The 18,506-nt window shown below is 49.9% G+C and carries 12 protein-coding genes; 10 read left to right on the plus strand and 2 right to left on the minus strand.

Features of this window, described 5'->3' with window-relative positions:
• Positions 1-83: 83 nt before the first annotated feature.
• The 6 genes from ACOJS8_RS10210 (at position 84) to ACOJS8_RS10235 (ending at position 8,557) form a co-directional block, all read left to right on the plus strand.
• Positions 84-1,451: an ATP-binding protein gene (locus ACOJS8_RS10210; protein ID WP_420148450.1), complete on the plus strand. Its 1,368-nt coding sequence runs from the start codon at positions 84-86 to the stop codon at positions 1,449-1,451.
• Between the two features lie 169 nt (positions 1,452-1,620).
• Positions 1,621-1,950 carry a YegP family protein gene (locus ACOJS8_RS10215; RefSeq protein WP_420148440.1) on the plus strand — a complete coding sequence of 110 codons (330 nt, stop codon included), beginning with the start codon at positions 1,621-1,623 and terminating at the stop codon, positions 1,948-1,950.
• Between the two features lie 85 nt (positions 1,951-2,035).
• Positions 2,036-2,812 carry a ThuA domain-containing protein gene (locus ACOJS8_RS10220; protein WP_420148451.1) on the plus strand — a complete coding sequence of 259 codons (777 nt, stop codon included), beginning with the start codon at positions 2,036-2,038 and terminating at the stop codon, positions 2,810-2,812.
• Between the two features lie 137 nt (positions 2,813-2,949).
• A complete protein-coding gene (locus tag ACOJS8_RS10225) occupies positions 2,950-4,218 on the plus strand; it encodes a TolC family protein (RefSeq protein ID WP_420148441.1) in 1,269 nt (422 codons plus the stop codon).
• Between the two features lie 16 nt (positions 4,219-4,234).
• Complete coding sequence (locus tag ACOJS8_RS10230; protein ID WP_420148442.1) at positions 4,235-5,314, plus strand: efflux RND transporter periplasmic adaptor subunit; 1,080 nt, start codon at positions 4,235-4,237, stop codon at positions 5,312-5,314.
• 102 nt (positions 5,315-5,416) lie between these two features.
• Complete coding sequence (locus tag ACOJS8_RS10235; protein WP_420148443.1) at positions 5,417-8,557, plus strand: efflux RND transporter permease subunit; 3,141 nt, start codon at positions 5,417-5,419, stop codon at positions 8,555-8,557.
• 27 nt (positions 8,558-8,584) lie between these two features.
• Here ACOJS8_RS10235 and ACOJS8_RS10240 read toward each other — a convergent pair whose 3' ends face one another.
• Both ACOJS8_RS10240 and ACOJS8_RS10245 read right to left on the minus strand, forming a co-directional pair.
• Positions 8,585-9,955, minus strand: a complete 1,371-nt coding sequence (locus ACOJS8_RS10240; RefSeq protein WP_420148444.1) for an OmpA family protein — start codon at positions 9,953-9,955, stop codon at positions 8,585-8,587.
• Between the two features lie 90 nt (positions 9,956-10,045).
• On the minus strand, positions 10,046-10,654 hold the full coding sequence (locus ACOJS8_RS10245) for a hypothetical protein (protein WP_420148445.1): 609 nt from the start codon (positions 10,652-10,654) through the stop codon (positions 10,046-10,048).
• 224 nt (positions 10,655-10,878) lie between these two features.
• Here ACOJS8_RS10245 and ACOJS8_RS10250 point away from each other — a divergent pair, with 224 nt between their 5' ends.
• The 4 genes from ACOJS8_RS10250 to ACOJS8_RS10265 all read left to right on the plus strand — a co-directional run bounded on the left by ACOJS8_RS10250 (position 10,879) and on the right by ACOJS8_RS10265 (position 18,474).
• The gene (locus ACOJS8_RS10250) at positions 10,879-12,132 is read left to right on the plus strand and encodes an MFS transporter (protein ID WP_420148446.1); all 1,254 of its coding nucleotides are present in this window, start codon (positions 10,879-10,881) and stop codon (positions 12,130-12,132) included.
• A gap of 97 nt (positions 12,133-12,229) precedes the next feature.
• Complete coding sequence (locus ACOJS8_RS10255) at positions 12,230-13,729, plus strand: arabinose isomerase (protein ID WP_420148447.1); 1,500 nt, start codon at positions 12,230-12,232, stop codon at positions 13,727-13,729.
• Positions 13,730-13,812: 83 nt separating this feature from the next.
• Positions 13,813-17,007: a SusC/RagA family TonB-linked outer membrane protein gene (locus ACOJS8_RS10260; protein WP_420148448.1), complete on the plus strand. Its 3,195-nt coding sequence runs from the start codon at positions 13,813-13,815 to the stop codon at positions 17,005-17,007.
• A gap of 27 nt (positions 17,008-17,034) precedes the next feature.
• A complete protein-coding gene (locus tag ACOJS8_RS10265; protein WP_420148449.1) occupies positions 17,035-18,474 on the plus strand; it encodes a RagB/SusD family nutrient uptake outer membrane protein in 1,440 nt (479 codons plus the stop codon).
• The last annotated feature ends 32 nt before the right edge of the window (positions 18,475-18,506 follow it).

Genomic DNA, 18,506 nt, shown 5'->3' on the forward strand with positions numbered 1-18,506 from the left:
GGGTGGGGGGGGGGGTGTTTTTTAAATTTATACTCATTTTTTACCCCCGCCCCCCCAACCCCCTGGCCCCACCCCAATGCCCTATGACCATTCGCAATCGTATTGCTCTTCAGTTTTCGCTAATCGTTGCATCGATTCTAATCGTGTTTTCGATCCTGATTTATTTCGTGTCAGCAACGTATCGGCGGGAGGAATTTTATGATCGGCTGAAGAATAAAGCCCGCACTACGGTACGATTCCTTATTGAAGTCAAAGAAGTTGATCGCGAATTACTTAAGATCATTGATCGAAACACGCTGACGGCCCTTATTGATGAAAAGGTTCTGATTTTCGACGCAAAAAACAGACTGATTTACGCAAGCGTGGACGATCAGGTTATTCATTATCAGACAGCTCTATTGGATGAGGTCCGGCAGCTAAAAGACGTGGAAACATTCAGCGGATCTAACGAGCTAATTGGATTACTATACCAGCAGAATGGCCAGGATTTGGTAGTGCTGGCGTCGGCGCACGATACGTTCGGAAAAAGTAAGCTGGATAATCTTCGGCTAACGCTGGGCTGGGGTTTACTAGCGGGTTTGAGTATTACCATCGGACTGGGCATATTCTTCGCTGGTCAGTCACTACGTCCCATCAGCCAGATTAATCAGCAGGTGTCGACGATTACCGCCCGTAATCTTCAGCAACGGCTGGACGAAGGCAACCGCCAGGACGAAATTGCGCGTCTGGCCATCAATTTCAATAACGTACTGCAACGGCTACAACAAGCTTTTGATCAGCAACGAAGTTTTGTTTCGCATGCATCGCATGAACTTCGGACACCGTTGGCAGCGCTTAAATCGGAAATTCAGTTAGGGCTACGTCGGCCGCTGACAATACAGGAGCATGAAGAAATCCTGAAAAATCTGATGTCAGACACGGATCGGCTTATCAACCTGACAAACAGTCTTTTATTTCTCGCCCGGACAATGGAATCCAGCAATCAGGTGCCGTTTCAGCCCGTACGCATTGATGACATTATTTTTGAGGTAAAAGACGAGCTGATCGACGCAAAACCTGGGTACCGGGTCGAAGTTGATTTTGAAAATATTCCCGAAACGGAAACCGAAACCCTGGTTGAGGGTAGTGAAAGTTTACTTAAACAGGTGCTTCTCAACTTATTTGACAACGCCTGCAAATACTCATCCGACCACACGGCACTGGTACGTATTGGCACCAATGCTCACTCCTGCCAAATTACCATTCAGGACCGAGGCATTGGCATGTCGGAGATCGATCGTCAGCACATTTTCGAACCTTTCTATCGTGCCCAAAACGCGCTCGGCTACGAAGGTTTCGGCATTGGGCTGTCAATTTCGGCCAAGCTGATGGAACTACATCGGGGTACACTAACAGTAGATAGTAGGGTGGGTGAAGGCAGTACGTTCACGGTTTCGCTACCGCATGTATAAGGCTGTTTTATCAAACATTAAACGCTGTGCAACGGTAACTACCTATCAAACAGAGCCATCGATTAAGTAGGAGTTGAGCAAGTATGCATTTTACTAAAGAGTGTACTATTTCCGGAGTAATTACCGGTACAACTCAATAAACCATTCATAACTTAAAACGCAGCTACCGATGGGAAAATTTGTTGTCACCAAACGGGCCAATGATCAGTTCTATTTCAATTTGCAGGCGGGCAATGGGCAGGTTATTCTAACCAGCGAAGGCTACACCAGCAAGGCCGGATGCCTGAACGGGGTCGAATCTGTGAAAAACAATGCGCAGGATGATAGTAAGTTCGATCGAAAAGAGTCAGTCAATGGCAAACACTATTTTAATCTGAAAGCGACAAACGGACAAATTATCGGCACCAGCCAGATGTACGAAAGCGCAGCCGGTCGGGATAATGGCATTGAATCGGTCAGGAACAACGCGCCGGATGCAACCATCGAGGATAATTTGTAGAAACTAACGCGCCGGGACAACTCCCGGCGCAAATGGTATGTCGCTCACTAAACTACAGATTCTGACGATTGGCCTGTTCTGTTTCATGTCTCACCTGCATGCCCAGTCGCCAGCGTTTAAGGTAATTGCGTTTTTTACGGCCAAAAACGATAAAGCGCACATCAGCTTTGTTCAGGAAGCCAATCGCTGGTTTCCCAAAATGGCCACTACGTATCCATTTACCTACGATACCACCTCAAACTGGAATAACCTGAACGCTACGTTCCTGTCGAACTATCAGGTCGTACTTTTTCTGGATACGCGCCCCGAAACAACAGCCCAACGCGAAGCTTTTCAGACGTATATGAAAAATGGAGGAGCCTGGATGGGCTTCCACTTCGCAGCCTTTGCCCTGACACCTTCGGTTTATCCGCAAAACTGGAACTGGTATCACAATGAATTTCTAGGGTCGGGGCAGTACAAAAGCAATACGTGGCGACCAACTTCTGCCATTCTGCGCGTAGAAGACCGTAAGCATTCGGCAACAAACCAGCTACCAGAAACTTTCAAATCGGCACCAAATGAATGGTATCGATGGGAAAAGGACTTGCGCACGAATCCGAATATTGATATTCTTCTATCGATTGATCCAGGCAGCTTTCCGCTGGGTACTGGCCCGAAACCCCACGAAATTTGGCACAGCGGCTATTATCCAGTTGTCTGGACAAACAAAAAGTACAAAATGATATACCTTAATATGGGGCATAACGACATCGATTACGAGAACAAAACGAATAAAGAATTATCGTTTACATTTGACAACGAAACCCAGAACAAACTCATTATTAACAGCTTGTTGTGGCTGGGCAGCGGCAAAAAATAATAACGAAACACAGGTAGTATTCGGGCTTTCACCTCATTCTAAGTTTTTTCTAATTTTATTCTAAATCAAATCTAAGCTCACTTTAAGCCGCCTGTAACCTGCCGGACCGACCTTTGTGGACGTACTTTACCATATCCATGCGGTCGCTTCCGATTCTGTTATTTTTCTTCCTGGCCACTTATTCCGTACAAGCTCAGTCTCCGACTGATCAAGATTCGCTTCGGCTGACGCTACGTCAGGCCGACAGTTTATTTGTGAAAAATAATCTGCTTTTGCTGGCCGAACGCTTTCGCATTGATGCCAGCCAGGCGCAGATTTTGCAGGCTAGCCTGTACGATAATCCGACGATCAGTCTTGAACTCAGTGCCTACAACAGCGAAGCCCGACGGGTGCTGGATATAGGCAATCGGGGTCAGAAAATCGTGGCCGTTCAGCAATTGCTTTATACTGCCGGTAAACGGAACAAACGGATTGCCTTAGCCTCGGAAGCAGCTCAGCTCACTCAGTTTGAATTGCTGGATTTGCTACGTGGGTTGCGCTTCGATCTGCGAAGTCGGTTCTATTCCGTTCATTTTCAGCAGCAAACCCTGGCCCGTTTCGATCAGCAAATTGCTACGTTACAGACTACCGTTTCGGCTTACGAGATTCAGTACAATCGAAACAACGTATCACTCCGCGAGCTGCTACGTCTGAAAGCCTTGCTGTTTCAACTCAACAATGACCGCACGGCTATTGTGTTCCAACTCGCCGACGACCAGCGGGCGCTACGTACGTTACTGTCTGTTGATCAGCCTGTTCGACCAATTGTTCGCAACGAAGCGCTGACCCGCTATCATTTACCAACGCAATCGGAAGATACGCTTCAGCAGATGGCGTTACGGAATCGCCCTGATCTGAAAGCTACGGAATCGCTGACGAAACAGGCCGAGCTGAATTACAATCTTCAGCGCGCGTTGGCCGTACCTGATCTGCGCGTGGGCGGTACGTACGACCAGGCCGGAAGCTACGTCCAGAACTACGTGGGGCTATCTGTCTCTGCCGATCTTCCGCTTTTCAATCGCAATCAGGGTGCTATTCGGGCGGCACGTAGCCAGATCAATTACCAAAGCCAGTTACAGCGGCAAAAGGCCGTTCAGGTGAGCAACGAAGTCGCTACGTCGCTGCAAAAAGTGCGCGAGGTGGAAAGCCGCGTCCAATCAATCGAACAGCAGTTTACCGAGCAATTCGATCAGTTGAATCGGGGCGTAGTGATCAGTTTTCAGAAGGGAAATATTACGTTGCTGGAATTTGTCGATCTCATCGAAGCGTACAACCAAAGCATTAGCCAATTAAATCGCCTGAAGGCCGACCGTGTGAGTGCCTACGAAGAACTGAATTACCTCATCGGCGAAGACCTATTTAAGTAGACGTAGTACAAATACCATGAAAATCGACCTTCTTTTCGTTCTCAGTTGTCTCACAATTATCACATCGTGTGCGCCTAAACCCACGCACGAAGAAGCCAAAGCGTTTATGCTTTCCGACACGATGATGCGCCGGATTCGGATCGACAGCGTAACAACCCAACCCGTGCGTAGCGAGCTGACGCTGGTTGGCAAAGTCGTGGCCGACGAAAACCGGGTCATCAAAGTGTTTCCGCTGGTGGGTGGAAACGTCGAAGAAGTGAACGCGGAACTGGGCGACTATGTCCGAAAAGGGCAGAAACTCGCTTCGATACGATCAGGCGAAGTGGCCGACCTCGAACGGCAAAGCATTCAGGCACAGTCGGATTTGCTGGTAGCCGAGAAGAATCTACGGGTTGCGCAGGATCTGTTCGAAACCAAACTCACCTCACAGCGCGAAGTGGTAGCCGCTCAGAAAGAAGTGGAGAAAGCGCAGGCCGAAGCTACGCGCGTCAGAGAAGTATTTCGGATTTACGGGCTTGGTAAGTCCTCTATGTACACCGTGAAAGCACCGATTGACGGCTACGTGATCGAGAAAAACGTTAATCGCGACATGCAGCTCCGTTCCGACAACGCCGATAATCTGTTTACGATTGGGCAGATCAGCGAAGTATGGGTACTGGCCAACGTCAACGAAAGCGACATCCGGCGAGTACGTGTTGGCATGGAGGCCCGCATCCAGACGCTCAGTTATCCCGACGAAATTTTTGCGGGCAAAGTCGACAAGATTTATACCGTTCTCGATCCAAATACAAAAGCCATGACGGTCAGAATCCGGCTGAATAATCGGAGCATGAAACTCCGCCCCGAAATGCACGCAACCGTTACGTTACGTTACGAAGATGGTGGTCAACTCGCCACTGTCCCCGCCGGTTCTGTCATTTTTGATCGCTCCAAACACTACGTTATGGTCTTCAAAAACCGGGCGGATATCGAAACGCGCGAGGTCGACGTAGTGAAATCGCTGGGCAACGTAGCGTACGTCCGGCAAGGGATCAAACCCGGCGAAAAAGTCATTTCCAAAAATCAACTGCTGGTTTATAACGCACTGAATAATTAAGCATAGGGCATGGGGTTCGGGGCTTAGGGTTAAAGGGTTTAGGAGGTTGTTCCCTCTTCCCTCTGCTCCACCCCTCTGCCCCTTGCCCATACCCCTCTGCTAATGAACAAACTCATCCGAAATATCGTCGGCTTTTCGCTTAAGAACCGCTTCTTCGTCTTTTTCATGACGGCGGCTCTGGTTATTGCGGGCGTCTATAGTTATCTGAATACACCGCTGGAAGCGTTTCCCGACGTAACGAATACGCAGATTATTGTTGTAACGCAGTGGAACGGCCGCTCGGCCGAAGAAGTCGAACGCTTCGTTACGGTGCCGATTGAAGTGGCCATGAACTCGGTCCAGCGAAAAACCAACGTACGGTCGACGACCATGTTTGGCCTGTCGGTCCTGAAAATCATTTTTGATGACGATGTCGATGATTTTTTCGCCCGGCAACAGGTCAATAATCTCTTGCGGAACGTATCACTGCCCGATGGTGTCGAGCCCGAAATCCAACCACCATACGGACCCACAGGCGAGATTTTCCGGTATACGCTTGAAAGTAAAAACCGCGATAGCCGCGAACTGCTCACACTTCAGAACTGGCTGATCGACCGGCAGTTACGGGCAGTACCAGGCGTAGCCGATATTGTCGCGTTTGGCGGTCGCGACAAAATTTACGAACTGCGCGTCAATCCTACCCAACTGACCAAGTACGACATTACGCCCCTGGAAGTGTATCAGGCCGTTACACGTAGCAACATCAATGTCGGGGGCGACGTGATTGAGCGGAACGGCCAGGCGTATGTCGTGCGTGGTCTGGGTTTGCTGACGTCGATTCAGGATATCGAAAACATCCTGATCGAAGAAGCGGGCGGGAATCCAGTGCTTGTCAAGAACGTAGCGGAAGTGGCCGAATCGAACCTGCCGCGCGTAGGGCAAGTTGGTCTGGACAAAAACGACGACGTAGTGGAAGGCATCGTAGTGATGCGGAAGGGCGAAAATCCGAGTGAGATTCTGACGCGGGTTAAAGACAAAATTGAGGAGCTGAACACGCGCGTCCTGCCGTCGGATGTGAAGATGGTAACCTTCTACGACCGCGACAACCTTATCGAATTCTGTACCAAAACGGTTATGCACAACCTCACCGAAGGCATCGTTCTGGTGACGGTGATCGTGTTTCTGTTCATGGCCGACTGGCGCACTACGGTGATCGTTTCCATTATTATCCCGCTGGCGCTGCTATTTGCCTTTATGTGCCTGAAGTTACGCGGCATGTCGGCGAATCTGCTGTCGATGGGTGCGGTTGACTTCGGGATCATCATCGACGGAGCTGTCGTGATGGTGGAAGGCATATTCGTTACGCTCGATCATTTGGCGCACAAAAACGGCATAGCGAAATTCAATCGTATGTCGAAAATGGGGCTAATTCGCAAAACGGGTGGTGAATTAGGAAAAGCCGTTTTCTTTTCCAAACTGATCATTATCACGGCGTTGCTGCCCATTTTCTCGTTCCAGAAAGTAGAAGGAAAAATGTTCTCGCCCCTGGCCTGGACACTCGGCTTTGCGCTGCTTGGCGCCCTGCTGTTTACGTTGACGCTCGTGCCCGTGCTCTGTTCGATGCTGCTGAAGAAGAACGTTCGGGAGAAAAATAATCCGCTCGTCAATTTCTTCAACCGGATCGTTATGGCGGGTTTCGGCTGGTGCTACCGCAATCGTCGACTAAGTCTGGTGGCGTCGCTTGGATTTATGGGTGCTACGTTCTTCTCGGCCAGTCTGCTCGGTACGGAGTTTCTGCCCCAACTCAACGAGGGCGCTCTTTGGGTAACGGCCGAACTGCCGATGAGCATGTCATTGCCCGAAAGTGTGGACATGGCGAAAACTATTCGCGAAGATCTGAAAACGTTTCCCGAAGTCCGGCAGGTGCTGTCGCAGGTTGGCCGCTCCAACGACGGAACCGATCCGAACGGCTTCTATTTTTGTCAGTTTCAGGTCGATTTAAAACCGAAAGAGGAATGGCCTGCCCGTCAGCTTGGTAAAAAGATGAGCACCGAACAGTTAACTGACGAAATGGACGCCAAGCTGAAAAACTATGCGGGTGTACTGTACAATTATTCGCAGCCGATCATCGACAACGTAGCGGAAGCCGTGGCGGGTTACAAAGCCAGTAATGGTATCAAGATTTTCGGGCCGGATGTGTACGAGCTGGAAAAGTACGCGCGTCAGGCCATGGAAGCCGTCAAAAATGTAGAAGGAATTAAGGATTTAGGCATCATCCGTAACGTCGGTCAGCCCGAAATCAGCGTCTTGTTTCACGATCATAAAATGGCGCTCTACGGCGTATCCACAGCTGATGCACAGGCGGTTATTGAAATGGCCATTGGCGGAAAAACCGCGTCGATCCTGTACGAAGGCGAACGTAAATTCGATATTCGGGTGCGTTTCCAGCCCGAGTACCGTAAGAGCGAAGACGATATTATGCGGCTGATGGTGCCGACAATGAGTGGCGGTAAGATACCGCTGAAAGAAATTGCCACCATCCAGCAGGTGACCGGACCGGCGTTTATTTACCGCGATATGAATAAACGGTTCATCGGTGTCAAGTTCTCGGTACGTGGCCGCGATCTGGGAAGCACCATTGCCGAAGCGCAGCAGCGCGTGCGCGAAAAGCTCAATCCCGACAAAGGCTATTCGGTTGAATGGGTAGGCGAATTTGAGAATCAGGTTCGCGCTACGGGTCGGCTGGGGCAGGTAGTTCCGATCAGCATTGCGGCCATTTTCGTGATTCTGTTCATTACGTTCGGCAATGCAAAAGACGCCGGGCTAGTGCTGCTGAACGTACCGTTTGCGCTCATCGGCGGAATTCTGGCGCTGCACGTAACGGGCATGAATTTCGGAATTTCGGCGGGCGTGGGTTTCATTGCACTATTCGGCATCTGCGTGCAGAACGGCGTAATTCTGATCTCTGTTTTCAACAAAAACAGGCAGGATAAACTACCGCTCGACGATGCCATTCGCGAGGGTGTTCAGTCGCGGATACGTCCTGTTGTGATGACTGCGCTCATGGCTGCTATTGGCTTGCTGCCCGCTGCTGTTTCGACCGGAATTGGCTCCGAAACGCAGAAGCCACTGGCCATCGTCGTGATTGGCGGATTGATTACGGCAACGGTTTTAACGCTCCTGATTTTCCCAATCATTTACCGATTGTTCTACCGTCGGGAAACACCCAAACCCGCAGGAGTATTGGTAGCCGCCGAAGCGTAATACGTAGTGGGACGCTAAGAGCCGGGTTTAAAGCAGCACAAATTCGACGCGCCGGTTTTTCTTTCGGTTTTCTTCGTTATTGTTGGGCGCTACCGGATCGAGCGGGCCGCGCCCGACCGCGTTTAATCGATTCCGGCGAATTCCTTTTTTAGAAAGGTAGTCAACCACCGCCCGGCAACGGTCGCGGGCGAGTTGCGTGTTCAGATCAAAATCGCCCTGATTATCTGTATAGCCCCGTATTTCGATACGTAGTGATGGGTACTGCATCAGCACCGCGTAAAGCTGGTCAAGTTCAGCGTAAGATTCAGGACGTAGCACCGGACTGCTTTGATCGAAATAAATCTTGTTCAGCCGGATGCTCTTTCCTCGCTCAATCACGCCAAATGTTTTTGTGCTCACTGCCGACACCGATGCTACGTTGGTCGACAGCGTTGTGGGCCGAACCTGCACTGTATTTTTGGCATTCTGCAGCGCAACCTCTTCATTCTTAGCCGTTAACCGAACGATTACTTCGTTTTTCTCCTGATCAATTATCAGCGATTGTGTTACATTTTCGTAGCCATTAGCGTTTCCGGTCAACTGATACGTTCCCAGACCCGGAAGTTTGGCACGGGAAAAGCCAATGCGCGGTGTTGGCGAAAGCGCAATAGTGGCGACTCCCACAGGATTTGTTACGGCGAATTGCCCACCGAGTATGGGCTCACCTGTCCGACTATCGATTGCACGAACGGTCAGGCTATACGTGATTTTGTCCAGTTCCGCGTCAAACTCGTACCGATTGCCGAGATCAGGTACCGTAATACTCAACTGCCGACGGGCGGTTGTGTAGCCGGGAGCCGTAACCTGAACGTCTATTTTGTCGGGCTTGGTAAACGCCCGTTGCAATCGTCCGTTTTTTATGGAAAATCGCTCCGTTTTTCCAGTAGTCTGCGACGTAATAATTGCCACTGCTGAAGGTAGCGGCTGACTGATGTCTACGTCGAACGCCTTGATGGTCAGTACGCTAGGCTTTTTATGTAACAGCTTGATGATCACGCGTTGCGACATCGACAGTTTAGGGATACGGGACGTAGCGGGCAAATAATCCGGGGCAGATGCCTGTATAATAATCGTACTACCAGACTGAGCCGATAGCTTAAAGCCCGCGCTGTCTGGCAAAACTGGCACCACCTGCCCTGTTTTCTCGTCAGTGGCCGATAGCTTCGCGTTAGCTACGGTTGTATCGGCTTCTGTATCGACGAACCGAAGCGATACTATCAGTGGCGGAACGCGAAGCGATTGAGTCGATTGCGCATGCGTTTGGTAAGAGTTAAATAAGCAATGAACAGCGGTTACTATGAGAAGTCGTATTAACTGGTTCGTTACGCCTTTCGTTAATACCAATAAAAGTTGACTCATTCGTGAATGGGACGAGTTTATTTCAAAAGTACAACCTATTAGCTGACCTGCTTCCAGCCAGTTATTTAGCGTATTCCATACCCAGATCAATTAATGCGACGCCGTCGTCGGTGTAGGTGGGTTGATCATGATGTGGGCACGGTGCGTACCGGGGTCCATAATCCAGGGCATACCGGGCGCTTCGGGCTTCAGCGGCAAACCTGTACTTTCGGCCGTTGCGTACGGAATGTAAACAACGTAGCGTAGATACCCATTTTTCACCTCGCCCGTTGCCGGTGTATAATCCTCATCTTTAGCCGTGTAGGAAAACAAGGTAGTCGGATGTTCGGGCATGTTGAGTTTTTTGGCTTTTACTTCCTGCTCGCGTACGGCCAGGACTTCACCCGGCTTCTTCCCTTCCTTTTTCAGCACCCGCCCCCTTTCCATAAATGGGTCCAGATCTTTGTGATAGCAGGATACGCTCAAGCCCTTCTGAGTCGGGTCGTCGGCAAGGCACACCATTTCGTTGGTGCCTTTCCGCAGCACCACAAATTCATTCTTAGTCGTGTAACCGTACACCGTAGCGCCATCCCGTTTGTCGGCCGGAGCAGCCAGTACAGCCGTTTTAATCTGAACTTCGGATGACGGTATCACAGGCGTCTGGGCGAAAGCGCCTGTAAGTAATCCCTGTAAAATGCACAAAGTCGGAAGAGCTTTCATAAGCAGTATTAGTCGGTTTAGGTGCGTAAGATAAGCAGGAATCCAAAGAGTTTGTAACGTATTTACGATCCACAAAGCATAAAGACACAGTAGAATAGTAAAAAGAATTGCCTTGTTCTTCTGTTGAATTTGTTCTATTTGATTAAAATATAATACCATGATGCTTGATTTTTACCTCTGCTTACTTATATCTTTGCGTCATCACACTTAGTGCGTTAAGTTGTATGCAACAAAACCTGCGCTGGCTGATCGTATTCCTCCTTTTTATTGCTACTGGTCTGAGTTTTCTGGATCGGCAGGTTCTGTCAATTGCCATCATCAAGATTCAGCAGGAGTTCAACATCTCCGATGTTCAGTATGGCCTGATTAACACCAGTTTCCTGATCAGTTATGCCATTATGTTCACGCTCGGAGGCTGGCTGATTGATCGGGTTGGCGGCAAAATCGGCTTGGCGCTATCGGTAGGTTTGTGGTCAATAGCCAATAGCTTACACGCCGTTATGACCAGCTTTTCGCAACTACTCACCTTCCGCTTTTTGCTGGGTGTTGGCGAAGGAGGCTGCTTTCCGGGTGCTGCCTGGACGGTATACCGCTGGTTCGATAAGGAAGAGCGGGCACTGGCCAACGGCATTGCCATCGGAGGATCAGCAATTGGTGCCGTCGTTGCTCCACCGTTAACGATCTGGTTATCGGCCAATTACGGCTGGAGGGGCGGGTTTCTTATTCCGGGATTGATCGGTATTGCGTGGGTGATTATCTGGCTACTGACTCCCTGGAAAAAAGAGAATCTATTCGTTGCGGAAACGGCAAAAAAAGAAACCATTCCGTTTCTGGTTCTCCTTAAACAGCGTGCTACGTGGGTTTTCATTATCATTCGATTTCTCCTTGATCCGGTCTTTTATTTCATGATGTTCTGGATTCCGAAGTACCTGAGTTCAGTACGTAACGTATCGTTTGAGGCCATCGGTCAGCTGTTCTGGATACCGTTTCTGGCGCTGGGAATTGCCAACGTAGTGGGAGGCTGGTTTTCGGGTCAATTGATCGCCCGCAATTATTCCGTCAATAAAGCGCGCAAAACAGTGATGGGCATTGCGGCTGTGCTTACGTTAGCGGCACCGGCCATTGAATGGGTGCCGTCTGTGAACGTAGCGGTTGGGCTGATGGCGGTGTTTATGTTCGCCCACGGTTTCTGGATAACCAATTACATTACGTCCATATCGGATATGTTCGGCCAGAAAGCGACGTCGACTGTAGTCGGGTTATCGGGAACGGCGGGCGCTGTATCGGGCCTGTTGCTCAATCCGTTGATGGGGGTTGTGATTGAACAATACTCGTACCGGCCACTCTGGATCGCGTCGGGCTTGTTGTATCCACTCGCTTTTTTAATTCTTATTTTACTGATTCCCAGAATCAAACCTTTGTCTCTGAGCCAAAAAGCTGAGCCAGTAAATGATGAGATAGAACACGGATTATCATGATTGTATAGGGTTGATCATAATAATCTGTGTTCCATTTTTTTATGTCAAAATTAACTTAGTGCACTAACTGAAATTATAAAGACTATAACCGTAAACTATGGAAAACAACGTACAGCCTAACGTAGCAATTCATCCGGCGGGCATGGAGATGCGAAAAAAAACACGCCCGCGCATCGGTGTATTTGGCGTTGGTTATTTTAAGTACTGGGGGCAATTTGAGGGGTTACTGGACGATATGATGGCAAAACAGGCCGTTTTTATTCAGAAACTCGAAAATCTTGATGCGGTCGATATTGTTGATTTTGGCTTGGTCGACGACGTAGTGAAAGCGTACGAAATGGTGCCGAAGCTCAATGCGGCTAACCTGGACCTGATTTTCTGCGATATGCTCACCTACGCTACGTCGAGTACGTTCGGAGTTATTATTAAAAGCCTTGATGTACCGATTGTGCTGGTTGCGCTTCAGCCAGATAAAGCGATGGATTACAGCCGCGCGTCGACGTACATGCAGTTGTATAACGACGATATCTGTTCATTGCCCGAATTTGCAGGCGTAGCGGTTCGGATGGGAAAGAAAGTGCCTCAGATGATTATTGGCACGCTGCACGACGACCCGGCTGCCGACGCTGAAATTGAAGAATACTGCCGGATTGCGGCTGTCCTACACGATCTGAAAACGTCCCGAATCGGGCATATTGGGCACCCTATCGAAGCCATGCTCGACATGCACTCCGACTCAACGATGCTCACGGCGCATTTTGGGGCACACATCGTTCAGTGTGAAGCGCACGAAATTGTTACGCAGTATCAGCAGGCTACTCCTGATGAAATCGATGCGGTTAAAGAACGAATTCTAGACTTTTTCGATACGCCCGACCCGGTTTCTGACCCTATTTCCGAGAAGTTGCGGGATTCCGATTTACATATTGCGGCTCAGGCGACGGTGGCGCTGGAACGGTTTATTAAAGCTAAAAAGCTGGATGGTTTAGCGTATTACTACGATGGGCCGGACGATAGCGATACGCGCGTAGTGATGTCGAATCTGATCGTCGGAAATTCGCTGCTTCAGGGCGCTGGTTTTCCGATGTGTGGAGAGTCTGATCTGAAGACGTGTATTGCTATGCTGATTATGGAACGGCTGGGCATTGGCGGTAGTTTCGCGGAGTTTCACCCGGTTGATTTCAAAGAAGATTTTGTGCTCGTCGGGCACGATGGACCGCATAACATCGCCATTGCCGAAGGGCAACCCGTGCTACGTAGTCTGAAAAAATACCACGGCAAACCCGGCTTTGGGGCGGGTGTTGAGTTCAAAATCAAGGAAGGGCCCATTACGATGCTGAGTATCAGCTCAACCTTCGACGGGAAAATGAAATTTGTCATTGCCGAAGGCGAATCAATTGCGGGCCCCATTCCGCCAACGGGCAACACCAATACGCGCGGCTTTTTCAAACCTGATGTACGCACGTTCCTGAAGCGTTGGATGTATGCAGGCCCAACGCACCATTTTGCGCTGGGCGTAGGCCATCATGCCGCTACCATCCAGAAAATAGCCGATTATCTCAAAGTCGAATCAATCATTATTACGAGTGATAAGTGATAAGCGATGAATGATGAGTAGCTGACGCACCATCGTTCATCGCTTATCACTCATCACTCCCAAAACCTCTTAATTCTTTAACTATGAACCATTTTTTATTTCATCACCTGCGTTTGCTGGTGATTGGTAGTATGTTGAGCGTGTTAGTGACCGCTACGTTTGCCCAGTCATCCAGACAGGTGGTGAGCGGTAAAATAACGGCTGCCGACGATGGCGAAGCATTGGTTGGCGCTACTGTAACCGAAAAAGGCACAACAAACGGCACAACATCGGATGTAAATGGGAGCTTTCGGCTGAATGTGACATCCAATGCTACGTTGGTCGTGAGTTTTATTGGGTACGCGCCCCAGGAAATTCCGGTTGGCAACAAAACAACAATCAACGTAGCGCTGAAAACCGATCAGCAGCAGTTGCAGGACGTAGTGGTTATTGGCTACGGTACGCAGCGAAAGAAAGACCTGACCGGATCGATTGTTAATCTGACCAGTAAAGATCTGGTGCCGGTTCCGTCGGCAACGAGTGTTGATCAGATGATGCAGGGGAAAGTGGCGGGCGTGCAAATTTCCCAAACGTCGGGTGCTCCCGGTGGCAACGTCAACGTAGTGATTCGCGGAATCAGCTCCATTACGGGCGGTAATTCTCCGCTCTACGTAGTGGATGGCTACGCAATCGGCACAGGCGGTGGCGGCTCCGATCTGTCGACGTTTGCCTCCAATTCGTATTCGGCTAGTGGCATTGCCAACAGTAGCAGCACGAACCGGATCAATCCACTGAGTACGATTAATCCGGCTGATATTGAGTCGATTCAGGTGCTGAAAGATGCGTCAGCAACGGCGATTTACGGATCTCGTGGCGCAAATGGCGTGGTCATTATCACCACAAAACGCGGCAGGCAGGGAAAGCCAACCATCAGTTTCGAACATTCGACCGGTATTCAGGAACTGGCGAAAAAAGTCAACTTACTGACTCCCCGACAATACGCCGAATACGTTGCCGAAGGCCGCGACAATGCCTGGGTTTTCGCGGGCGGTAAAGCTACCGATCCGAACAATGTACGTAGCACCGCTACGCAGGTCAAACCAGAATTTCGGAACCTGAGTCAGTTTGCCAATGAAGGCTACGGCACCGACTGGCAGGACGTTATTTTTCGGCAGGGATTGGTGCAGAATTATCAGCTATCGGCAGCCGGAACCAGCAAGGATGTGGGTTACTACGTATCGGGTGGTTTCTTCGATCAGAAAGGAATTATCATTGGTTCGGACTTCAAAAAATTCACGCTACGTACCAATATCGACGCGCAGCTGACCGAGCGGCTGAAACTCGGTGCTTCGTTTTCGGGTGCCCATTCCTACGGCGATTTTGCCCGTGCGGAAGGTCACCTGCAATTCCGGGGACTGATTTCGGCGGCACTGGCCAGCGATCCTACGATCCCGGTCTATAACCCCGACGGAACACCGTATTCGGAGTTTTCCAGCCCAACGGGTATTCCGGTTGAAAATCCGGTGGTTATTGCCGCTGAGTTTTCAGATAAACGGAACAACACCAACGTATTTACAAACAATTACCTGCAGTACGAATTTGCGCCGGGATTGCTGTTCAAAACGTCAGTTGGTGTCAATTATTCGAACAACATTACTCGTCTGTGGAAGTCCTCAAAAGTTGGGTTAGCGACCAGCCGGACAGGCGCGGCAACAGCGGGCGTAACGGAAATCAAAAGCCTGAACTGGCTGAATGAGAACACGTTAAATTATCGACACAAATACGGTACGTTACACGATCTGGACGCGTTGGTCGGTTTTACGGTTCAGAAAAATACCGACGAGATTCTGCAGGCCGGAGCCACCGACTTCCCCACCGACGACGTACCGTATCTGGCGGCTGGCGCCGTTACGTCGGGCACCAACTACAAAAGTGAATGGTCGATGATGTCGTGGCTGGCGCGGGTCAATTACACGCTGGCAGGCAAATATTTGTTTACCGCTACGGTTCGGGCCGATGGTAGTTCCCGGTTCGGCGCGCAGAATCGCTGGGGTACGTTCCCTTCGTTTTCAGTCGCGTATCGGTTGTCGGATGAGTCGTTTATGAAACCCGCTACGTTCATCAGCGACATGAAAATTCGGGCCAGTTACGGTATTGCCGGAAACAACCTGATACCCAACTACGCCAGTCAGGGATTGCTGGGAATACTACGTAACGTGCAGGGCGGACAGGCAGTGTCGGGCGTAGTACCATCGAGTCTGGCTAACGACGTACTGACCTGGGAACAATCGGTGCAAACCAACCTGGGCCTCGATCTGTCGCTGTTCCAGAACCGCCTGTCGTTTGTGTTTGATGCCTATCGTACCTACAAAAAGAACCTGCTGCTGAACGTTATTCTCCCGGCGGCATCGGGTTTTGCCAGCTCCGTTCAGAATATTGGTGAAGTCGAAAATAAAGGGCTTGAGCTGACCATCAATTCGCAGAATATTGCCAAAGGGCCGTTTCAGTGGAGCACGGACTTCAACATTAGCTGGAACCGGAATAAAGTGCTGGCGCTCAACTCTGAATCGTCGCGCATTCAAACGTCTGATTTTCAGGTGGCGCAGGTTGGACAGCCTATTTCCAGTTTCCGTCTGCTGAATATTCTGGGCGTTTTCCAGTCGCAGGAAGAGGTTAACAGTAGTCCCAAACAGCACCCACGCGTGCAGCCCGGCGATTATCGCTATCAGGATGCAAACGGCGATGGCACCATCACTGCCGCCGACCGGACCATCGTAGGAAGTCCCTGGCCCGATTTTACCTGGGGTTTGGGCAACCGCTTCTCCTACAAAAACCTGAGCCTGAACATCAGTCTGAACGGTTCGCAGGGGAACGAAATTTATTTTCAGGGGGGCGAAGTGTCGCTGAACGGAGCCGGTGTTCAGAATCAATTATCAACAATGGCTGATCGTTGGCGGTCGCTGGATAATCCGGGAGCGGGTTTGTATTCACGGGCAATACGTAACGATTACGCCTTCGGATTCAGCTCAGTAACGACCAAATATCTGTTCGATGGCTCATTCGTTCGGATACGTAACGTCAATCTGTCGTATGCTTTCCCGCAGCCATTGACGAGCAAACTGAGACTCCAGGCGCTTTCGGTATATGCCGATGTAACAAATCTGTACACGTTTACGAAATACCCCGGCTACGATCCTGAAGGCAGCACAACCGGCGACAACGTAGCACGTAGCGGCATCGACTTTTTCGCGTATCCGAACCCACGCACCTATACGCTCGGGCTGCGCATAACTTTATAACATCCTGACGATTAACCTATTATTGTCATGAAAAAGAAATTAATACTCTTCCTGCTACTGGCTGCAACAACGTTTTCCTGCAAAGATTTTCTGGCCTTAACGCCCGAATATCAGATCAGTGACCAAACGTTTTACGAAAGCCAGAACGATTTTGAAACCGCACTAACGGGGGTGTATGGTACGTTCCGGGGCCTGTTCAGTACGAGTGCCGTACTGTACATGACCGAACTCACGACCGATAATACCGAGATTCAATGGTCGTCACCCTCGACGGACGAGATGCAGATGGACCAGAACGCTGTTACGTCGACAAACGCGTTCGTACAGAGTGTCTGGAATACGTGCCTCTATACCATTTCGCGTAGCAACGCCATTCTGAATCGGATTGATGCCGTTAATTTTGACCAGACGACTAAAAACCGCATTAAAGGCGAAGCGAAATTCCTACGGGCTTATGCTTATTTTTATCTGGTTCGGCTGTACGGCAACGTACCGATCATCAACCAGACGTTCAGCAGTCCGGCGCAGGTTTCCAGCGCGGATTTATCGTTGAAACCCAGTACGGAAGTTTACAAAGTGATTCTGGCCGATCTGGCTGAAGCGGAAACCTTACTGCCTGCTACGTTGAACACCGACAAAACCCGCGCGTCGCTGACGACGGTAAAAACGCTGCTTGGAAAAGTCCATCTGACCCAGAAAAATTACGACCTGGCCGCGACGAAGCTGAAAGAGGTGATCGACGCCAAATCGTATTCGCTAGTGCCGAACTACCAGACCTTGTTTACAAATGGAAATAACAACCTCGCCGAATCGATTTTCGAGATTCAGTACGTAGCAGGACGTAGCATGGGCAACAACTATTCGGCCATTTTTACGCCAGCCATTACGAGTATGGCCATTTTTACGAATAATCTGCAAGGGTCGGGACGTATCACGCCAACACTGGATATGATTCGTTCGTACACGGCGACTGACGCCCGCAAAGCCGTTTCGGTAAATGATTCCGTTACGTTGATTGGCGGCCGAAAATCGTACAGTCGCTACGGCCTGAAATTTGTCGATTTCAGAGCCATCGACCTTTCGGATGGGAGCGTTACGTTTATTCCGCTACGGTACGCCGATGCGTTGCTGATGTATGCTGAAGTGCTGACCGAACAGAACAAACCCGCAGAAGCGCTGCCATTTATCAATCAGGTACGTCAACGGGCCAAACTGACGGATTTGACGGGTTTGAACCAGGCAGATTTACGGCTTGCAATTGAACGAGAACGGCAGGTCGAGTTTCTATACGAAGGTCATCGCTGGTTCGATCTGGTCCGAACGGGTCGGGTACAGACGGTTATGAACGCCCATTATGCTAGTTTGAATCTCTCGTTCAAAGTGGATGATTTTGAGCTGATTTTCCCAATTCCGCAAAACGAAGTAGACCTGAATCCTACCGCCGTTAAGCAGAATCCTGGCTATTAAACGCTGGAACACCGATCGTTAAGATTGATCAT

This window comes from Spirosoma sp., from assembly GCF_048594605.1.
GTDB lineage: Bacteria > Bacteroidota > Bacteroidia > Cytophagales > Spirosomataceae > Spirosoma.

Coding starts and splice junctions, on each gene's coding strand:
- ACOJS8_RS10210 (WP_420148450.1), top strand. CDS start 84: ATGACCATTCGCAATCGTATTGCTCTTCAGTTTTCGCTAATCGTTGCA.
- ACOJS8_RS10215 (WP_420148440.1), top strand. CDS start 1,621: ATGGGAAAATTTGTTGTCACCAAACGGGCCAATGATCAGTTCTATTTC.
- ACOJS8_RS10220 (WP_420148451.1), top strand. CDS start 2,036: ATGTCTCACCTGCATGCCCAGTCGCCAGCGTTTAAGGTAATTGCGTTT.
- ACOJS8_RS10225 (WP_420148441.1), top strand. CDS start 2,950: ATGCGGTCGCTTCCGATTCTGTTATTTTTCTTCCTGGCCACTTATTCC.
- ACOJS8_RS10230 (WP_420148442.1), top strand. CDS start 4,235: ATGAAAATCGACCTTCTTTTCGTTCTCAGTTGTCTCACAATTATCACA.
- ACOJS8_RS10235 (WP_420148443.1), top strand. CDS start 5,417: ATGAACAAACTCATCCGAAATATCGTCGGCTTTTCGCTTAAGAACCGC.
- ACOJS8_RS10240 (WP_420148444.1), bottom strand. CDS start 9,955: ATGAGTCAACTTTTATTGGTATTAACGAAAGGCGTAACGAACCAGTTA.
- ACOJS8_RS10245 (WP_420148445.1), bottom strand. CDS start 10,654: ATGAAAGCTCTTCCGACTTTGTGCATTTTACAGGGATTACTTACAGGC.
- ACOJS8_RS10250 (WP_420148446.1), top strand. CDS start 10,879: ATGCAACAAAACCTGCGCTGGCTGATCGTATTCCTCCTTTTTATTGCT.
- ACOJS8_RS10255 (WP_420148447.1), top strand. CDS start 12,230: ATGGAAAACAACGTACAGCCTAACGTAGCAATTCATCCGGCGGGCATG.
- ACOJS8_RS10260 (WP_420148448.1), top strand. CDS start 13,813: ATGAACCATTTTTTATTTCATCACCTGCGTTTGCTGGTGATTGGTAGT.
- ACOJS8_RS10265 (WP_420148449.1), top strand. CDS start 17,035: ATGAAAAAGAAATTAATACTCTTCCTGCTACTGGCTGCAACAACGTTT.